The sequence below is a fragment of the Archangium minus genome (assembly GCF_044360475.1).
Taxonomy (GTDB): Bacteria; Myxococcota; Myxococcia; order Myxococcales; family Myxococcaceae; genus Archangium; species Archangium minus.
On record NZ_CP043494.1, the window covers coordinates 36,185 to 53,161 of the forward strand.

17 protein-coding genes are annotated in these 16,977 nt (G+C 67.5%); 13 read left to right on the top strand and 4 right to left on the bottom strand.

All coding sequences use genetic code 11. The features are described 5' to 3' along the window. Window positions 1-894, bottom strand: a complete 894-nt coding sequence (locus F0U60_RS00205; RefSeq protein ID WP_395812653.1) for a hypothetical protein — start codon at window positions 892-894, stop codon at window positions 1-3. 480 nt (window positions 895-1,374) lie between these two features. On the opposite strand from F0U60_RS00205, the gene F0U60_RS00210 reads away from it, so the two are divergent. From F0U60_RS00210 to F0U60_RS00230, 5 genes are all read left to right on the top strand, one after another. Further along, window positions 1,375-2,271 (top strand): LysR family transcriptional regulator, encoded by an 897-nt coding sequence (locus tag F0U60_RS00210; protein WP_395812655.1) that lies wholly within the window; start codon window positions 1,375-1,377, stop codon window positions 2,269-2,271. A gap of 50 nt (window positions 2,272-2,321) precedes the next feature. Beyond that, entirely contained in the window at window positions 2,322-3,512 is a 1,191-nt protein-coding gene (locus F0U60_RS00215) for a winged helix-turn-helix domain-containing protein (protein WP_395812657.1), read from the top strand. An 87-nt stretch (window positions 3,513-3,599) separates the two neighbouring features. Then, entirely contained in the window at window positions 3,600-4,094 is a 495-nt protein-coding gene (locus F0U60_RS00220) for a GNAT family N-acetyltransferase (protein WP_395812659.1), read from the top strand. After that, window positions 4,091-4,864 (top strand): zf-TFIIB domain-containing protein, encoded by a 774-nt coding sequence (locus tag F0U60_RS00225; protein WP_395812661.1) that lies wholly within the window; start codon window positions 4,091-4,093, stop codon window positions 4,862-4,864. Before F0U60_RS00220 ends, F0U60_RS00225 begins: the two co-directional genes overlap by 4 nt. Window positions 4,865-4,894: 30 nt before the next feature. Next, entirely contained in the window at window positions 4,895-6,469 is a 1,575-nt protein-coding gene (locus F0U60_RS00230; protein ID WP_395812663.1) for an alpha/beta hydrolase-fold protein, read from the top strand. Window positions 6,470-6,475: 6 nt separating this feature from the next. Here F0U60_RS00230 and F0U60_RS00235 read toward each other — a convergent pair whose 3' ends face one another. Further along, on the bottom strand, window positions 6,476-7,258 hold the full coding sequence (locus F0U60_RS00235) for a tRNA1(Val) (adenine(37)-N6)-methyltransferase (RefSeq protein ID WP_395812665.1): 783 nt from the start codon (window positions 7,256-7,258) through the stop codon (window positions 6,476-6,478). Window positions 7,259-7,387: 129 nt separating this feature from the next. Here F0U60_RS00235 and F0U60_RS00240 point away from each other — a divergent pair, with 129 nt between their 5' ends. From F0U60_RS00240 to F0U60_RS00250, 3 genes are all read left to right on the top strand, one after another. Further along, window positions 7,388-7,891, top strand: a complete 504-nt coding sequence (locus F0U60_RS00240) for a hypothetical protein (protein ID WP_395812667.1) — start codon at window positions 7,388-7,390, stop codon at window positions 7,889-7,891. Window positions 7,892-7,979: 88 nt separating this feature from the next. Next, complete coding sequence (gene nrfH, locus F0U60_RS00245; protein WP_395812669.1) at window positions 7,980-8,405, top strand: cytochrome c nitrite reductase small subunit; 426 nt, start codon at window positions 7,980-7,982, stop codon at window positions 8,403-8,405. Between the two features lie 33 nt (window positions 8,406-8,438). Further along, window positions 8,439-9,926 (top strand): ammonia-forming cytochrome c nitrite reductase subunit c552, encoded by a 1,488-nt coding sequence (locus tag F0U60_RS00250; protein WP_395812671.1) that lies wholly within the window; start codon window positions 8,439-8,441, stop codon window positions 9,924-9,926. Window positions 9,927-10,007: 81 nt separating this feature from the next. On the opposite strand, the gene F0U60_RS00255 is transcribed toward F0U60_RS00250, so the two are convergent. Further along, a complete protein-coding gene (locus F0U60_RS00255) occupies window positions 10,008-10,616 on the bottom strand; it encodes an AbfB domain-containing protein (protein ID WP_395812673.1) in 609 nt (202 codons plus the stop codon). Between the two features lie 90 nt (window positions 10,617-10,706). Here F0U60_RS00255 and F0U60_RS00260 point away from each other — a divergent pair, with 90 nt between their 5' ends. From F0U60_RS00260 to F0U60_RS00280, 5 genes are all read left to right on the top strand, one after another. Further along, complete coding sequence (locus tag F0U60_RS00260) at window positions 10,707-12,065, top strand: TAXI family TRAP transporter solute-binding subunit (protein WP_395812675.1); 1,359 nt, start codon at window positions 10,707-10,709, stop codon at window positions 12,063-12,065. A 98-nt stretch (window positions 12,066-12,163) separates the two neighbouring features. After that, entirely contained in the window at window positions 12,164-13,279 is a 1,116-nt protein-coding gene (locus F0U60_RS00265) for a sensor histidine kinase (RefSeq protein ID WP_395812677.1), read from the top strand. Continuing rightward, window positions 13,276-14,013 carry a LytR/AlgR family response regulator transcription factor gene (locus F0U60_RS00270; protein WP_395812679.1) on the top strand — a complete coding sequence of 246 codons (738 nt, stop codon included), beginning with the start codon at window positions 13,276-13,278 and terminating at the stop codon, window positions 14,011-14,013. The genes F0U60_RS00265 and F0U60_RS00270 overlap by 4 nt, the downstream gene beginning before the upstream one ends. A 219-nt stretch (window positions 14,014-14,232) precedes the next feature. Continuing rightward, entirely contained in the window at window positions 14,233-14,661 is a 429-nt protein-coding gene (locus F0U60_RS00275) for a hypothetical protein (protein WP_395812681.1), read from the top strand. A gap of 37 nt (window positions 14,662-14,698) precedes the next feature. Beyond that, entirely contained in the window at window positions 14,699-15,253 is a 555-nt protein-coding gene (locus F0U60_RS00280) for an antibiotic biosynthesis monooxygenase (RefSeq protein WP_395812683.1), read from the top strand. On the opposite strand, the gene F0U60_RS00285 is transcribed toward F0U60_RS00280, so the two are convergent. After that, a complete protein-coding gene (locus tag F0U60_RS00285) occupies window positions 15,250-16,239 on the bottom strand; it encodes a M91 family zinc metallopeptidase (RefSeq protein WP_395812685.1) in 990 nt (329 codons plus the stop codon). The genes F0U60_RS00280 and F0U60_RS00285 overlap by 4 nt on opposite strands. Window positions 16,240-16,977 lie beyond the last annotated feature (738 nt).

The window sequence follows — 16,977 nt, forward strand, 5'->3', positions numbered from 1 at the left end:
TCAGGTCTCCGTCGAAACGAGGATGGCTGCGCGTTCTCCTCCGTCCGAGATCGAGATGACGAGAGGACTCGGAGAAGGGCTGTACCGGCGCTGCAGTCCGCGCACCGCGACACAGAGCCCGAGCGCTCCCGAAGCGGCTCCGGTCTCCCCAAAGCCTACAGCGGGGAACCAGGAGGACACCTTTTCGCCAAGATGCATGGCCTGAAGCTGCACGAGCAGCATGCCCCACTCCCTGGCCCGGTATTCTTCCCCGTTTAGGTCTGCGATCACGGCAAGGTGCTTGCCCTCCACCCCCGCGGTCCTAAGCGCGGAGGCCACGCACCCCGCGAGCACACGCCCATCCGGCGACAGCTCCGCACCTCGAAACCTCGAATCGTCCCCGAGTTCCACGGCACGGATGACGATGCGCGGCTCCGTTCCACCAGAAGCGGAGGAATGACTCCGAGAAGTCAGCCAGAGTGCTACTCCACCCTCGCCCGGCGTGAAGCCCGTTGGCCTGTCCCCCTTCTTGAGCCTGCGTGCCTCGAGGAGCTCCGGCAAGACATCGGGCCCCGCCAGACTGTCGGCCGCGATGACGAGACAGGAGCGACAGCGGCGATGGGAAACAGCGTCTACGGCAGCCCTCAGGGCCTGGGCGAACGCGGCATTCCCGCCGCCGAAGAATTGCCAGACCCCGCCCGTCCAGCGAATCCCCAGGCTCCTCAGTGCCCGATCCATGACCCGACGTCCGAGGACCTGAAACCTCCTGGGTTCATCTTCCTCGAGCTCGGGGCTGACCGGCATGGCACGCTCCAATGGGTCCGGCAGCGCCATGAAGAGAAGGGTGTCCGCGGGAATCTGGGAGAGGTCCACCCGCGTCCCCAGGTCCTTCAATGCTTCGGTGACGATCGTCACCAACCTCCCGATATTCGAAAAGCCCAGCGTTGAGACAGCGATCTCGCACGTGATGATGGGCTGGGGGAGGCTCTCCCCTTCAGTCGCACAAGTCAGGTAGGGAGAGGGACTCGCACGGGAAATACCTGCACGAAGCGCGGCGCAACCCTGGATGAGCGCACCGAGCGGACTGCTCATGCCAAGGGCCTGGATCACAGGGGAACTCAAGACCAGCCCCGTCATGACCCGGCGTTGCAGACGGGAACAGCAATGGGGACACCCTCGCCGTTCGTGGCCACTGCCGCTTTCATGTGGATTCCGACCTTAGCGCACATGCGGCCCTCGCAGCCCCATTCTAACAACTGAGGTAGGAAGCTGGCTCACCGGAGCATGACATGATCTCCTGCCTATCTACAGAAGACTCACAGCCATATCCCCATGAGGAGCGAGCCGGGAGGCATGCGAAAACCGCATCCTGCGCATAGAGTCCATGCGGAGCTCATGAACACGGAACAGCTCAAGGCCTTCGTGCAGGTGGCACGGGAGGGGCGCCTGACGGTGGCGGCGAAGCAGCTGGGGGTGTCGCAGCCGGGGCTCTCGAGACAGCTGCAGGCGCTGGAGACGGAGCTGGGAGTGCGCCTGCTCGTCCGAGCGCCGGGCGGGGTGGTGCTGACGGACGCGGGGGAGCGCTTCCTGCCGCACGCAAGGCGAGCGCTGGAGGCACTGGCGGTAGGGACGGCGGAGCTCGGAGCGCTGACATCGACACCGAGAGGAACGGTCTCACTGGGGGCACTGCAATCGGTGGGGACGTACCTGCTGCCGGAGCTGGTGCGGGCCTTCAAGGGCCGCTACCCGGAGGTGCTGCCACGACTGAGCGAGGGTCTACACGACGAGCTGGAGGGGAGGGTGGCGAGCGGTGAGCTGGACCTGTGCATTGTGGCCCTGCCCTTGAGACGGGTGGACCTGGTGGCACAGAAGTTGTGGGAGGAGGAGCTGGTGTTGGCGGTACCGCGAGGGCACCGGCTGACGAAACTGAAGCGTCCGGTGGAGTTGTCGGAGGTGGTGGAGGAGCCGCTGGTGGTGATTCCAGGCATGTCGGGCACGTACGCGCTGGAGGCGGCGTGCGAGGGAAAAGGCGTGAAGCCCCGAGTGGCAGTGGAGATGGACAGCGCGGAGGGACTGAGACGGATGGTGGAGCGAGGACTGGGAGTGGCGCTGCTGCCGGCGCTGATGACGAGAGATCACGCCTCGCGAGATTTCGACGTGGTGGAGGTGACGAAGGGAGGGCCGAGACGCCAGGTGGCGCTGGTGCACCGGGGCGAGGAGTACCTCACGGCGGCGGCGCGGGCGCTCAAGACATTCATCGTGGACGCACTGCGCCGCTCCAGGCATGAATGACAGACAACCCTCCGTTCGCACAGCTCGACAAGTAGTCCGCGACGTCCGCCATGCCGAAGAAGACCCTTCCTCCCGCCGTGATGTTGCCCCTCGACGAGGCACGCGCCTGGCTCGTCAGCCACCTCGGGCTCGCCGCTCCTCCTTACCCACCAGGTGCCGAGGGCGTGCGCGCGCTGCTGCGCCACCTGCGTCACATCCAGTTGGATCCGCTCGACGTCATCGGCACCAACGCGGACCTGGTGGCACTCGCTCGTGTGGAGGGCCTCTCCAAGGGTGACGTGTACCGCCACCTCTTCCCGGGTCACGCCTTCGAGCACTGGGCCAAGGAGCGCTGCATCCTCCCCGCCAGCGCCTTTCCCCACTACCGCGAGCGCTCGCTCGAAACTCCCTGGAGGGGTCTCGCTACACGCCTTGAGCGCCTGCCCGAGAACGTCCTGCGCGCCGTGCTCGAAGAGCTTGAGGCCCACGGTCCCCTCTCCGCTTCCGAGCTCACCGACCATGGCGCCGTGAAGCCCTTCGACTGGAGTGGGTGGAAAGGCACGGCGAAGGCCTCCTCCATGGCACTCGAGGTGCTGTGGACGCGCTGTGAAATCGTCGTGTGTGGCCGAGGCCCCGGCGGCAAGCGCTACGACGTGCCGCACCGGGCTCTTCCCGAGGTAGCTCGCTCCCTCCCGGGCTACACCGGTGAAGAGGGCTTCGCGCGCTGGGCCCTCACCGAGCGCGTGGAGGCCGCGGGCCTGCTCTCCCGCGCGAGTGGCCCGCACTGGTCCACCCTGTCTCCAGTACGCACTTCGCCCCTGCCGGACACCCTGGTACGCGAGGGCGTGCTCGAGGAGGTGGCGCTGCCCGGCTCGCCCCGGCGCTACCTGGCGCCCGCGGGCTTCCGCTCGCGGCCCGTGACGGCTCCGGACGAGCGGATGCGCATCCTCGGCCCCTTGGATCCCCTGCTGTGGGATCGCGCGCTGGTGAATCAGCTCTTCGGCTTCGAGTACGTGTGGGAGGTGTACAAGCCCGAGGAGCAGCGCCGCTGGGGCTGGTACGTGTGTCCGCTGCTGCACCGGGGCCAGCTCGTGGGGCGGCTGGAGGCACGGGTGCGAGACGGCGTCCTCCGAGTGGATAACTTGTGGAGGGAAAAGGGCGTGAAGCTGGACGACGCGGCGCTCGACGAGGCCCTGACGCGCCATGCCAGGGCGTGTGGTGTCGACAAGGTGCGCCGGCCCCGCCGGGCCCGGGTGGGCTGAGCCTCGCGCCTCCTGCTAGGGTTGCCTCGAATGTGGCGGACGAGAGCTCCGAGGGGAGACACGCTGTTCGAAGTCGGGGAGTACCGGGTGCACCGCATCTCGGAGGAGGATGCGCCGATCATCCGTGAGCTGGGCGAGCGCTGTCTGGATCACATCGAGCTGCACTATGGCTCGCCGCCCGATCCCGCGCAGTTGGTTCGTGACCTGCTCTCGGACCTGCCTCCCGACAAGACGCTGGAGGACAAGTTCGGCATGGGCGTCTTCGACGGCGCGGGCCGGCTGGTGGGGGGCATCGACGTCATCCGCGACTACCCGGAGCAGCGCGAGTGGTACCTGGGCCTGATGGTGTTGGATCCGGACCACCGCAACCAGGGGCTGGGCGTCCGGCTGTTCTCCGCGCTGACGCAGTGGCTGCGGCAACGTGAGGCCGCGTACCTGCGCCTGGCGGTGTCCGACCACAACGAGGCGGGCCTGCGCTTCTGGACACGCCTGGGCTTCGCGCCCGTGAAGCAGGTCATCGCCGAGTTCGGCAACAAGCAGAGCGTCTTCCACGTCATGCGTCGCGCATTGGAGGAGCGATGAAGTGCCCGGAGTGCAAGCAGCAGATGGCCGAGAAGTCCTTCGAGGGACTCCAGGGGGGCGACGTCACGCTGGACGTGTGCCACGGCTGCCGGGGAATGTGGTTCGACAGGAATGAGAGCATCCTGCTCTCTCCGAGTGGCACCCTGCGGCTCTTCCAGGAGATGCACGGCCACAGGAACGAGCGCCGCCGCCAGTTCGGAGGCCATCGGGTCGTGTCCTGCCCGCGCTGCGACTCGAAGCTGGAACTGACGCATGACCTGGCGCACAACAACCGCTTCCAGTACTGGCGCTGCGCGAAGGGACACGGGCACTTCATCACCTTCTTCCACTTCCTGCGCGAGAAGGGCATCGCCCGCGGCCTGAACCCCCAGGAGCTCACCGAGCTGCGCAAGCACGTGGACACCCTGCTGTGCTCGGACTGCGGCGAGCCCGTGCGGCTGGCGAGCCTGACCGCCTGCGCTCGCTGCCAGGCGCCCGTGTCCATCTTGGATCCAGAGTGCGTGCAGAGCACGGTGAGGGAAGCGCAGAGGGTGGCGGGCTCGCGCCGGGACGTGGCGCCCGAGGTGGCCGCCCAGCTCCTGATGATCCATCTGGGGACAGAAGCCTTCCGGCGGAAGTTGAAGCCCGCAGAGACCCGCTCGAACGCCATACCGCCGGTCGAGCTTCCTCCTCCCGAATCCGAGGAGCAGCGGAGCACGACGTCCACCCTGGATCTGATCGGCGAGGGCATTCAGATCGTCCTCCTTGCACTGGACATTTTCCTCACCTGATTTCCCCCCACCCGCGGCACACGCATGAACATGAAGCCCCAACCCCCCTCACGGTTCACGTTCCTCCTCCTGCTCGCGCTGACGGCCCTGGCCGGCTGCGATCCCAAACCTCCCACCCCGACGCCTCCGGCCGAGCAGACCCACTCCGACGTCCAGTTCGACGTGACGGTGCCTCCCGAAACGCCCGTGGACGCCGTCTTGGTGCTCAAGGGTACGGATCCAGGGTTCAGCGGCCCCTCCGGAAAGGGCTTGGAGCTCGTCTTCCAGGGCGGCACCACCTTCTCGGCGAAGACGCGGCTGCCCAAGGACACGGCGCTCACCTACAGCATCCAGATGACCTCGCCGGACGCACACGTGGCGCTCGACGCGGCGGGTGTGGCGGTGCCCGCACGGACCGTCACGGTGCACGAGAACGAGGAGAAGGTAGAATTCACCGTGGAGCGCTGGGGGCCGGAGAGCGGCAGCACCGGGCCTCGGACGGTCTTCATCGTCGCGGTCCCGGACGCCACTCCGCCGGACGCCACCATCTGGCTGGCCGGAAACCAGCCCGAGCTGGGCGAGTGGAACCCGTCGGGCGTGAGGCTCTACAAGGCGGTCAACAGCAGCTATGCTACGGCCCTCACCTTTGCGCCAGGCACGTCGCTCGAGTTCAAGGCGACGCGCGGCTCGTGGGATTACGTGGAGAAGAGCGCCCTGGGCGAGGACATCGACAACCGGACCTACACGACGGGCGACAGCTTCGAGCGCGTCTCCGTCACGGTGGCCATGTGGGGGGAGCCGCCCACGCCGGTGCTCACCGGCCACATCGAGCACCTGCGGGACGTGCCGTCTACCCACGCCGCTCAGGAGAAGCGTGACGTCATCGTCTGGCTGCCGCCGGACTACAGGGACAACCCCGATCGCCGCTACCCGGTGTTGTACATGCACGACGGGCAGAACCTGATGGACGCCACCACGGCCTTCGCGGGGGAGTGGGGCGTGGACGAGACGGCGCAGGCACTCGTCAGCTCCGGGAAGGTGGAGCCGCTCATCATCGTGGGCGTCTACAACGCCGGGGCGAAACGAGCCCACGAGTACACGCAGGTCCCGGACCCGAAGTACCCCAAGGTGGACGGAGCCAACGGCGGCAAGGCTGACAACTACGGCCGGTTCCTCATCGAGGAGCTGAAGCCGATCGTCGACGAAAAGTACCGCACGAAGAAGGAGGCGCAGTACACGGGCCTGGCGGGCTCGTCGCTGGGTGGCCTCGTGTCGCTGTACCTGGGCATCAACAACCCGGGCACGTTCACCCGGTTGGGCGTCCTGTCGCCCTCGGTGTTCTGGGGTGAGAAAGACATCCTCTCGCGGGTGAACGCCTTGAGCGCCAAGCCGGAGCAGGTGCGCATCTGGTTGGACATGGGCACCGAGGAAGCGAGCTCCGACAGCCCGGAGACGGTGGCGGACGCGCAGGCGCTGCGCGACGCGCTCGTGAACAAGGGCTGGGTGCTCGACAACGACCTGAAGTACACCGAGGTGCAGGGCGGCAAGCACAACGAGAAGGCCTGGGCCGCGCGCTTCGGCGAGGTCCTCCAATACCTGTACCCCGCCCCCTCGTCGGCGCCGTAATCCCTCTCAGTCCCCGCCCTCCGGCTCGAGCTCGGTGAAGGGCGGGCGCTCGGCCCGGGGTGGCTCCATGAGCGAGGCCACCTCGGGCGAGTAGCCTCCCGGGCCCTCACCGTGAGCAATGAGCGGCGGGCGCACCGCGAGCCCCCGCTGCCTGTCCCGCACCGCATGCACCAGGAAGCGCGTGGCCGGAGCCTCCACCCGGGCATGCACGAAGCGCAGGGCCACCGGGTACAGCTTCGCCGCCATGAGCAGCCCAAGCACCTCCGCCACCCGTGCCGCCGGGTAGACGAGGCTCACCCGTCCCCCTGGGGACAGCGCGTGCCGGGCGGCGGCCACCACCGACGGCGCATCACACGCCACCTCCTGCTTGGACAGGGCACGCTCCTCGTCCGGGCTGCGCACGCCCGCGTGCACCGGGCGGAAGGGCGGGTTGGACACCACGTGCGCGTAGGCTCCGGGCGGAAACAGCGAGCGTGCCTCGCGCAGGTCTCCGAGCACGGGCCGCACCCGTCCTTCACACGTGTTGAGCGCCACGGCGCGCACCAGCCGAGCATGCACCTCGGGCTGCAGCTCCAGCGCGTCCACCGGCTCCAGGCCGAACTGGCACGCCAGGAGGAAGGACACCACGCCACTGCCCGCGCCGAGCTCCAGCAGGGGGCCTCCTACCTCCCGGCCCTCGGTGGCCGCGAAGGCCGCGAGCAGCACCGCGTCCAGCGTGAACCGATAACCGCTCCGACGCTGCACCACACGCACGCCCGCGGTGCCGATGGAGTCGATCGTTTCACTCAAGGAGGGCTCCGGGAATTGTCGGGTGGACGGCCCTCACTCTATCCGGCGGCTCACAGTCGTGGGGGGCGTGTGCGCTTTGCCACTTCCCAGGGTGGCCTCACGAGCAGACATGCACAGCTTGGCCTTCCCATGGTCCGGCACTTCTCCATTCCCGTCGTCTTCCTGGCCCTGGCCTCCAGCGGCTGCGGCACCGACCCGGTGCCATGTACCAACACCTGCCCGGATATCTCCGGGGTGTATTCCATCGAGAACGCCACGCCGGTGGGGCAGTGTTCCTTCAGCCCCTACCTGCTCGCGCCCACGGTGGAGATCCTCCAGACCGACAACGGCCGGAGGGTGATGCTCGAGGTCATCGATCCCTCCACGCAGCTCGAGGTGCCGCTGGTGGGCGATGTCTTCGCCCCGGCGCCGGGGGCGGACCCGGAGCTGCTCGGCACGTTCCGGATCGACACCCGGACGGTCCGCGCCGCCAGCGCGTCAGACGAGCGGACGCTGACGCTGGACGTGAGCGCCTCGGGCTCAGTGTCCCTGCACGAGGGTCGCCGGATGCTCTCCGCCACGTTGATGACAATGGACGCGGTTTCTGGAAAGGGCTGCACCCACACCCTGTCCATCACGGGCTTCGGAGACTGAACGCGTGGCGATGGAGACACCTCCTCCCGAAACAAGCACAGGCCCCAAGCGCCGAGGACCCTCAACCTTTGCATGGCTCAGCCTGGGGTTGAGCGTCGTCATCGGCCTGGCCGTTGGTATCGGCGGCTTCACCTTCGCCTACGCGAAGGGGGCCTCGTACATGACGGACGACCCCGCCGCGTGCGCCAACTGCCACGTGATGAACGACCAGTACTCCGGGTGGCTCAAGTCCAGCCATCACACGGTGGCCGTCTGCAATGACTGCCATACGCCGCACGGCTTCGTGGGCAAGTACACCGCCAAGGCGCTCAATGGCTGGCACCACTCGGTGGCCTTCACCTCGGGCAACTTCCACGAGCCCATCCAGATCGGCCCGCGCAACCGGGCGGTGACCGAGGAGCGCTGCCGCACCTGTCACCAGCCCATCGTCCAGGCCATTGACGCGCACGCGGTGGACACCCAAGGTGAGCTCTCCTGCATTCGCTGCCACAGCGACGTCGGACACAACCCCTAGCCCCATTCCCAACACACAACGGACCCGACCGGTATGGATGAATCCCGCACCCGAAGGCGCCTGATGCTCCTGGGAGGAGCGATGTTTCTCGCCGCGCTCGCCGCGGTGGGCGCGGCCGCCCTCGCGGTGAACATCTTCGAGCGCAAGCAGGAGGCCCGTAACCCCTTCTACCGCGTCGTGGAGCTCACCGACACGACGGAGGACCCGGCCATCTGGGGGAAGAACTTCCCGCTCCAGTACGACGACTACAAGCGCACGGTGGACATGACGCGCACGAAGTACGGCGGCAGTGACGGAGTGCCGCGCGCGCCCACCGCGAAGGATCCGCGCACGGTGACGGCCCAGTCCCGGCTGGAGGAGGACCCGCGCCTGAAGACCTTCTGGTCGGGCTATGCCTTCGCGGTGGACTTCCGCGAGGAGCGCGGCCACGCGTACATGCTGGAGGACCAGACCTTCACCGAGCGGCAGGAGGTCACGAAGCAGCCGGGCACGTGCATGCACTGCCACGCCTCGCTGTACGTGCCGTACAAGAAGCTGGGGGACGGCGACCTCATCAAGGGCTTCGAGAAGATGAACCAGATGCCCTACGCGGAGGCGCGCAAGCTGGTGGAGCACCCGGTGACGTGCATTGACTGCCACGACCCGAGCACCCTGCAGCTGCGGGTGACGCGGCCGGGCTTCCTGGAGGGCATCCGCGCTCTCAAGGCCAACCAGGGGATCCAGAACTACGACGTGAACGCGCAAGCCACGCGCCAGGAGATGCGCACGTACGTGTGCGGCCAGTGCCACGTCGAGTACTACTTCAAGGGCCCGGAGAAGCGGCTGACGTACCCGTGGGCCAACGGCATCAAGATTGAGAACATCCTCACGTACTACACGGAGAACCCGCACAAGGACTGGACGCACGCGGAGACGGGGGCGCCGGTGCTCAAGGCGCAGCACCCTGAGTTCGAGATGTACAACCAGGGCATCCACGCGCGCTCGGGCGTGGCGTGCGCGGACTGCCACATGCCCTACAAGCGGGAAGGGGCGCTGAAGATCAGCGACCACCACGTGCAGAGCCCGCTGCTGAACGTGAACCGCGCCTGCCAGACGTGCCACAACTGGACGGAGGCGGAGCTGACGCAGCGCGTGTACACCATCCAGGACAGGACCTTCGAGCTGCGCAACCGGGCGATGGACGCGGTGGTGGCGCTGATTGGGGACATGAAGGCGGCGAGGGCCGCGGGCAAGACGGACGCGGACCTGAAGACGGCGATGGAGCTGCAGCGCCGCGCGCAGTTCATGGTGGACTTCGTGGAGGCGGAGAACTCGATGGGCTTCCACGCACCGGAGGAGGCCGCGCGCATCCTGGGCATCGCGATGGACATGGCGAGACAGGGACAGCTGGCGGTGAGGCAGGCGGACTACACGCCGAACCTCTTCCCGAGCACCACGCCGACGGTGAAGCCCACGGAGCGAGAAGTCACCCCGCCCCCGCCGGGGAGCGCCACGGGGGGAAGCGGCGCCAACCCCCACTGAGAACCACGTCCCTCCCTCCCTCCCTCTCCCCCTGGGAGAGGGTCGGGGTGAGGGTATGCGAGCCCCGAGAGAATCAATGGCTCAAGGCGACCAGGGGTAATCGAGCGTAAAGGTCGCATCCTCCTCGTACTCCCACCCGTACCCCTCGTTGACGAACAAGAGGCCCTCGTACTGGTTGATGAACTCCCCGCGGTAGCTGCAGGACTCGAAGCTGATGTGATCGGAGTCCGCCAGACCGGGCCTGGGGCAGAAGGTGGCGTCCTCGAGGAAGCGCGGGTCGGAGCGCCACGCGGCCAGGACGACGTCCGTATCGTCCTGCGTCAAGTAGGACCCGGGTTGGCTCCGAGCCTCGAAGGAGATGCACCGGTCGTCGGCCAAACCCGGGACGATCCGGAACGTGGCCTCATCCTCGTCCCGATCGGACACGATGACCGAGAGCACCCCACGGCCGCCGGAGTGACGGATGTAGTAGCCAGGGAAGGCGTAGGACTCCAGGGAGAGGAAGGAGCCCCGCTCGTCCCAGAGGGGGATGACCCCGCTGGAGGAGCCCTCCAGGGAGCGGCACCACGTCTGCACACCGGGAACACCGGGACTCGGGTCGTGCGAATCCTCAATGACACACCCGGTGAGGGACACTGCCGCGACCAGTGACAACATGCGCGCAATGCGCGAGGACTTGAAGTGACGCATTCCCAGGAGACGAGCGTCCCTCCGGGTTATTCACCGAAATGAGACGAATGCCCGGATTCGAGGGGGTGGGGCCTATACTCCGCGCCCACCATGCAGAAGGACAAGTTCAGGGACCAGTTCCGGCGCGCATTGCGGCGCGACCTGTGGCTCACGCTCGCGCCCGTGGCCCTCATCATCGCCACTGCGTTCGCCGTCACGTTCTACTTCGTCAAACCCGCCCCTCCGAAGACGCTCGTCCTCGCGGTGGCCCCGGACGAGGGTGGCTTCCGGTACTTCGCGAAGCGCTACCAGGAGTTCCTCGCGCGGCACGGCGTCACGCTGGAGCTGCGCACCACCAAGGGCTCCCTCTCCAACATCGAGCTGCTCGCCGACGACCAGTCGCAGGTCGATGTCGCCTTCGTGCAGAGCGGCTCGCTGAGTGGGGACAAGGACACACGCATTGTGTCGCTCGGGAGCCTCTCGTATGTGCCCCTGTGGATCTTCTACCGGGGCGAGCCGATCGACGACGTGATCGGACTGCGCGGCCGGCGCATCGCCGTCGGGCCCGCCGAGAGCGGAACGCGTGCGCTCGCCCTCACGCTCCTCAAGGCCAACGGCGCCGACAAGGCTCCCACGGAGCTCCTGCCGCTCGAGCGTGACGAGGCCATCAAGCAGCTCAAGGAAGGACACATCGACGCGGTGTTCCTCGTGGCACCTGCGGAGTCGCCGCCGATTCAAAAGCTCGCCGCGGTGCCCGGGGTGCGGCTCCTCAGCTTCACGCGGGCGGATGCCTACACCCGCCGCTTCCCCTACCTCACCAAGCACGTGCTCCCCCGAGGCGTCTTCGACTTCGCGGCGGACATCCCGGAGCATGACGTGGTGTTGCTCTCGCCGACCGCGAACCTGGTGGCGCGTGACACGCTGCACCCCGCGCTCGCGTACCTGCTCATGCGCACCGCGAGTGAGATCCACAGCAGCTCCGGGCTGCTCGACCGGGCGGGTGAGTTCCCCGCGCCGCTCGAGACGGGCTTCCCGCTCAGTAGCGAAGCCCGCCGCTACTACCAGGCCGGTGCCCCGTTCCTGCAACGCTACCTGCCATTCTGGGCCGCGAACCTGGTCGACCGGCTCTGGGTGATGCTCGTGCCCATCATCGCCGTGCTGGTCCCCCTGGGGCGGGCCGTGCCGGCGCTGCTGCTGTGGCGCGTCCGCTCGCGCATCTTCCGCTGGTACGCGCGCCTGAAGGAGCTCGAAATCCAGCTCGAGGAGAATCCGGATCGGCCGATGCTCGAGGACATGATGAAGCGGCTGGACGAGACGGAGCGCGAGGTGAACCGCATCCCCATTCCCCTCTCGTACGCTGAGAACCTCTACTTCTTCCGCGAGCACATCGACATCGTCCGTCGGCGCATCGCCCGGCGGCTCACGGGAGCGCCCGAGCTCGAGGGAGCCCGGACGCCGATGGTCAGCTGAGGCTCCTGCGCCAGTCCACGACCGCTCATCCGCCAGGAGGGACCATCCATCGGGGCAGGTTGGTCCCTGGAAGCGAGGCCCGCTACGCTCCGCCTCGTATGGAGAGGCCTTCCGCCAGCAGCCGAAGCAGCCGTCTCGAGCTCATCCCACCGGGCGGGGGAGACCTCCTGCCTCGCGAGTTGCCCTGGCTCTACCCGATCGCGCCGCTCGCGGCCGCGCCACTGCTCCTCGAGAACCTCCTCGAGCTGCCCCTGGACACCGCGCTCCTGCGCATCGCGGGGGTCTACGTCCCCTTCCTCCTGCTCTCGGCCGTCTTCCACGCGCTCTACTTCTGGGTGCTGCCCAAGGTGGTGCCACGCCTGAGCACCCCCCTGGCTCGCGGCACGCTGCACGTCGTCGTCACGACGGCGGTTCCGCTCCTGCTCGCCCCGAGCATCTTCGAGCTCAAGGAGCTGCTCTCCAAGAGGATGTCCGATCTGGTGGTGGGCGTGGCGCGGCCCACGTTCATCATCGAGTGCATCATCATCTCGTGGATCTACATCCTCCCGGCGCTCGTCGTGCAGCGCCTGAGGAACAAGGCCTGGAACATCGAGCGCATGGCGCAGCTGGAGCGGCAGGCCGCGCTCGAGGCCCAGCTCAAGGCGCTCCAGGGCCGCACGAACCCGCACTTCTTGTTCAACAGCATCAACACGGTGGCGAGCCTCATCCCCGAGAACCCCGAGCTCGCGGAGCGCACCCTCGAGCGCATGGCCGATCTCTTCCGCTATGCGCTCGACAGCTCGAAGACACGGCTCGTCACGCTCCAGCGCGAGGTGGAGATGGTGCGTGACTATTTGGAGATCCAATCCGCGCGGTACGGCTCGCGCCTGAGCACGCGGGTCGAGTTCGACGAACGGGCCGCCGGGCTCGAAGTCCCGCCGCTCATCCTGCAACCCCTGGTGGAGAACGCGATCCTGCATGGCATGGCCCACCGGCGCAGCGGCAGCGTGCTCGTCCGCGTGCGGCACGAGGGGGAGCGGGTCTCCCTCGAGGTGCTCGATGATGGGCCGGGGCCCGGCGCCTCGGAGCACCGCGGAAGCCAGACGAGCGTGGAGGACCTCCGCGAGCGCCTGCACCTGCTCTATGGGGAGCGCGGAGTGCTCGCCCTGGAGACGGCACCGGGGGGAGGCTGCCTCGCGCGGATGGCCATTCCGGTGGAGGGCGTGGCGGCATGAGGATCCTGGTCGTCGACGACGAGGAACCAGCGCGCAGGCGGCTGATCCGCCTGTTGGGAGGCATCCCGGGCACCGAGGTCGTGGGAGAGGCCGGAGATGGGGAAGAGGCGCTCCGGCAGGTGGAGACGTTGCACCCCGAGCTCATGCTGCTAGACATCCGAATGCCCGGGCTGGATGGGCTCTCGCTCGCACAGCGCTACACGGATCTGCCGCCGCTCATCTTCATCACCGCCTACGACGAGTACGCCGTACAGGCCTTCGAGGTGAGCGCGGTCGACTACCTGCTCAAGCCGGTGCGGCCCGAGCGGCTCATGGCGGCCGTGGAGCGCGCACGCCAGCGGCTCCTCGCGACGAAGGAGGCGGCGGCCCGAGCGCTGGAGGTGGTGGCCCATCGCGGGGGACCATCGACTCGCATCATCACCGTCACGCGCGGGGTGAGTCGCTTCTTCGACGCCCGCGACATCACGCGCTTCTGGAGCAGCGACAAATACACGCTCTTCCGCGCGGACCAGGACGAGCACTGCACCGAGGAGCCGCTGTCCCTGCTTGAGGAGCGGCTGCGCTCCCATGGCTTCCTGCGCGTGCACCGGGGGGAGTTGATCCGCCTCGGCAGCGTGAAGGCCCTGCGCAGCAACGAGGGCATCCACGAGGTCGAGCTCGAGGATGGCCAGTCCGCGCGTGTGAGCCGTCGCTCCCTGTCCGCGGTGAAGGCGGCGCTGGGTCTCAAGGAGTAGCTCGGCCTCCTCGAGGCGCCGGACCACTCATCCGCCAGCACGTGCCGCTCGTCCGCTCGCGCGTGCCGTGTGTCGGCTCGAGCCGGAGACGAACGGCGTGGACCGTAGTTTCCCGGGCATGCGACATGAGAAGACGACGCACCGAACCTCCAAAGAGCGCTGTCGGGTAACAGTTTCGCGAGCCCGGGGTGTTGAAGCAGGACACCTGGGGGCGAAACCATGAACGCAGCGCAGAAGCTCGGGCCGGAGGCGAACGGGAGGGACCGTCGCTTCCTCGGCCTGCGACGAACGGTCATTGTCTGCGGGGTCCTGCTCACCACAGGGCTCGCGGCGGCCCACACGCTCGGGTCCGAGGAGCCTTCCGGCAATCCCCTGGAGCACTACACGCTCGAGCCGTCGGCGAGGTTCGGCTTCACCGGTCACGTCGAGGAGCGCCTGCCCGCCGGCTCCTATCTCTATCTCCGCGTGAGGGATCCGGCCGGTGCGCGGCACTGGGTCGCCACGCTGAGCTCCACCGCCTCGGCGGCGGATGAGGTCCAGGTGCGGATCTTCGCGCGCTCCGAGGACTTCCACTCCAAGCGCCTGGGCCGCGACTTCTCCCCGCTCCTGTTCGGCACCGTCCGGTCCGCGGCGCCCGCCACTCCCTGACGTCCCGCAGTCCCCATTCACTCCAAGGAGTCACATCATGAAGCGTACCCTCGCAGCAGCGCTGCTCTCTTTCTCTGTCGCCGCATGTGGTGGTTCGGAGTCCCCACCGCCCCCGAAGGAGCCACCCCCTGAGCTCCCCAGTGACGAAGGCTGCACGCGCGACACAATGGAGTCCGACTTCCAATCCAGTCCCCTCCAGGGCCCAGGGGTCGACGCCCAGGGCAAGCTCGCGCCCGGTACCTACATCATGAGCAGCACCTATCTGCGCATGGGGCACTCACAGGAAGCCCAAGCGGAGTTCCAGCAGCTCATGGGCCCCATCGACGAGACCCTCCAGCAGCAACAGGGGCTCGTGGCGGTCCAGTTCGCTCAATCCACGCGCTGCAACGTCAAACGCACGTTCACCATCTGGAAGGACGAAGAAGCCATGTACCAGTTCGTCGGCAGCCCCGCGCACGCGCAGGCCATCGCTCGCGTGAGCCTGGTGAGCCGCGGCGGCAGCGCCGTGACGAGCTGGCAGGACGATGAGCGCGGAGCGACCTGGGAGAAGGCGCTCCAGCAGCTCGCCGCGGAGACGGGTCCTACCTACTAGCCCTCCAGGTGGTGGATGAGGTCGCCGACGGGCGAGGGCTGATTCCCGAACCTCTGCGCGAACCAGGAGCGATTGTCCGTCCCCTCGTCGATGGGACGAAGGATCTCATTCGTCTTCGCGGGGGTCTGTCCCGAGTAGTCGTTGCGCAACGGGAGGCCATGCTCCTGCCGGATGAGGTTCTCGTTGGGAGCCCAGCCGTGGGGCGCGTGCGGGGTGGGGCGCAGGCCGACGGTCTCGAACTCCTCCTGCATGTGGGAGTGGTGGCCGATGGCCTGTCCGACGATCGGGGGATTGTCCCGGATGACGGGGGCATTGGCCTTCGGGCTGATCTCCAGCGGGCTGACCTGGAGGCCATTGGCCGCGCGCCAGGCGTGGACTCCCTCGTGGCCCAGGCTGTTGAACCGGTTCGCGCTCGGGGCCGTCTCGTCGTAGGTGATGCGGCTGGCCTGCCCGGCGCCAGGGACGCCGTCGTAGCGGTACGCGTTGCGGATGGAGTCCATGGTGCCGTCGTGACGAGGCCTGTGGGCCATCGGCATCTGGGCATTGCGGCCCGAGTAGATGTCCACCGCCGTCAGCGGCTGGTTCGGCGTGCCGACCCTGCCAGGGTTGAGGTGCGAGGTGCGGCTGTTGATGTCCTGCAGCATGAGCCGGCCGTTGTCCTTCGCCATCAGCTCGTGCACGGAGGCCCGGGCGTCCTGCGTGAGATCGGTGAACTGAGCCGCCGACGCCCCATCGCGGCGGGTGCGGATCCCCGGCAGATCCGGATGCACCATGCCGTAGTCGGTGGGCCTCAGGTTGGCGCGCCCCTGCTGGAGCTGCTCCACCGTGGGCGCCTTGGGCCGGGCGTCGAAGCCGTCCCGGATGGCAGGGGGCGTGCTCGGGGAGCGGAGAGACAGGTTGGGCGTGCTCGGGGACCTCGGGAGCGAGGGGGTGTCGATCCGGGAGAGGGAGGAAAGGGGGTTGGAGAAAGAGCGAGAGAGCTTCATCGCGGGGTCCTTTGGAATGTGTGCGCCTGATGCGGGACATTGCATGGGGCGTTCCAACCTCCCCGCGGGAACCGGGCTCATTCCAAACCCCTGGATTTAAAGGAGTTGAGTCACGCTCCGACGAAGCCTGGTGAGCGTGAGCCCTCGCCCTGACCGATGACAAGCGTCACCGGGGTGGTGACACCCGTCACCAGAGACCCGCGCCACTTCACTCAGAAGTCCGCGTCCGCTTCCAAACTCCGTGGAAATCCCCTCGTCTCATGGGGTCATTAGAAGGGGGTTCGAGGACTCTGAGCAGATTCCGCTGCTCTTCCACGGGCCAGGGATCGCTCGGGGTAAGGTGATTGGCGTGATGGCAACCACCGTCGACTTCATGGGCGTGAAGCATCCAAATCCGGATGGTGGCAGCGGCCGCGTGCTGCGCGAGATGTCGCCCGAATGTCCAAGCCCCCGAGGTTCCCCGTTACATCCAGTGGTTCAACGCAGGAGTTCGCGAGTACAACCGACTACTCGCGCTCCTGGTGCAGGAGAGCCCGAAGCACCTGCGCTTCGCTGTTCATGCAGCTCTACAACTCCTAGTTACAGCTCCTGGCGGCCATGTCCCGAGTAGCACTGCGTGGCGCCAGGGTAGGACGTGTGCACCACCTGGTTCCACGAACTGCTCATCCGTAGCCCCTGCGACCGACAGGAGATCAGCAGGTGTGCACCACGAACTCCGAACGCGTGGGTCCTCAGGCA

Coding starts and splice junctions, on each gene's coding strand:
- F0U60_RS00210 (WP_395812655.1), top strand. CDS start 1,375: ATGAACACGGAACAGCTCAAGGCCTTCGTGCAGGTGGCACGGGAGGGG.
- F0U60_RS00215 (WP_395812657.1), top strand. CDS start 2,322: ATGCCGAAGAAGACCCTTCCTCCCGCCGTGATGTTGCCCCTCGACGAG.
- F0U60_RS00225 (WP_395812661.1), top strand. CDS start 4,091: ATGAAGTGCCCGGAGTGCAAGCAGCAGATGGCCGAGAAGTCCTTCGAG.
- F0U60_RS00230 (WP_395812663.1), top strand. CDS start 4,895: ATGAAGCCCCAACCCCCCTCACGGTTCACGTTCCTCCTCCTGCTCGCG.
- F0U60_RS00240 (WP_395812667.1), top strand. CDS start 7,388: ATGGTCCGGCACTTCTCCATTCCCGTCGTCTTCCTGGCCCTGGCCTCC.
- F0U60_RS00250 (WP_395812671.1), top strand. CDS start 8,439: ATGGATGAATCCCGCACCCGAAGGCGCCTGATGCTCCTGGGAGGAGCG.
- F0U60_RS00255 (WP_395812673.1), bottom strand. CDS start 10,616: ATGCGTCACTTCAAGTCCTCGCGCATTGCGCGCATGTTGTCACTGGTC.
- F0U60_RS00260 (WP_395812675.1), top strand. CDS start 10,707: ATGCAGAAGGACAAGTTCAGGGACCAGTTCCGGCGCGCATTGCGGCGC.
- F0U60_RS00265 (WP_395812677.1), top strand. CDS start 12,164: ATGGAGAGGCCTTCCGCCAGCAGCCGAAGCAGCCGTCTCGAGCTCATC.
- F0U60_RS00270 (WP_395812679.1), top strand. CDS start 13,276: ATGAGGATCCTGGTCGTCGACGACGAGGAACCAGCGCGCAGGCGGCTG.
- F0U60_RS00275 (WP_395812681.1), top strand. CDS start 14,233: ATGAACGCAGCGCAGAAGCTCGGGCCGGAGGCGAACGGGAGGGACCGT.
- F0U60_RS00280 (WP_395812683.1), top strand. CDS start 14,699: ATGAAGCGTACCCTCGCAGCAGCGCTGCTCTCTTTCTCTGTCGCCGCA.
- F0U60_RS00285 (WP_395812685.1), bottom strand. CDS start 16,239: ATGAAGCTCTCTCGCTCTTTCTCCAACCCCCTTTCCTCCCTCTCCCGG.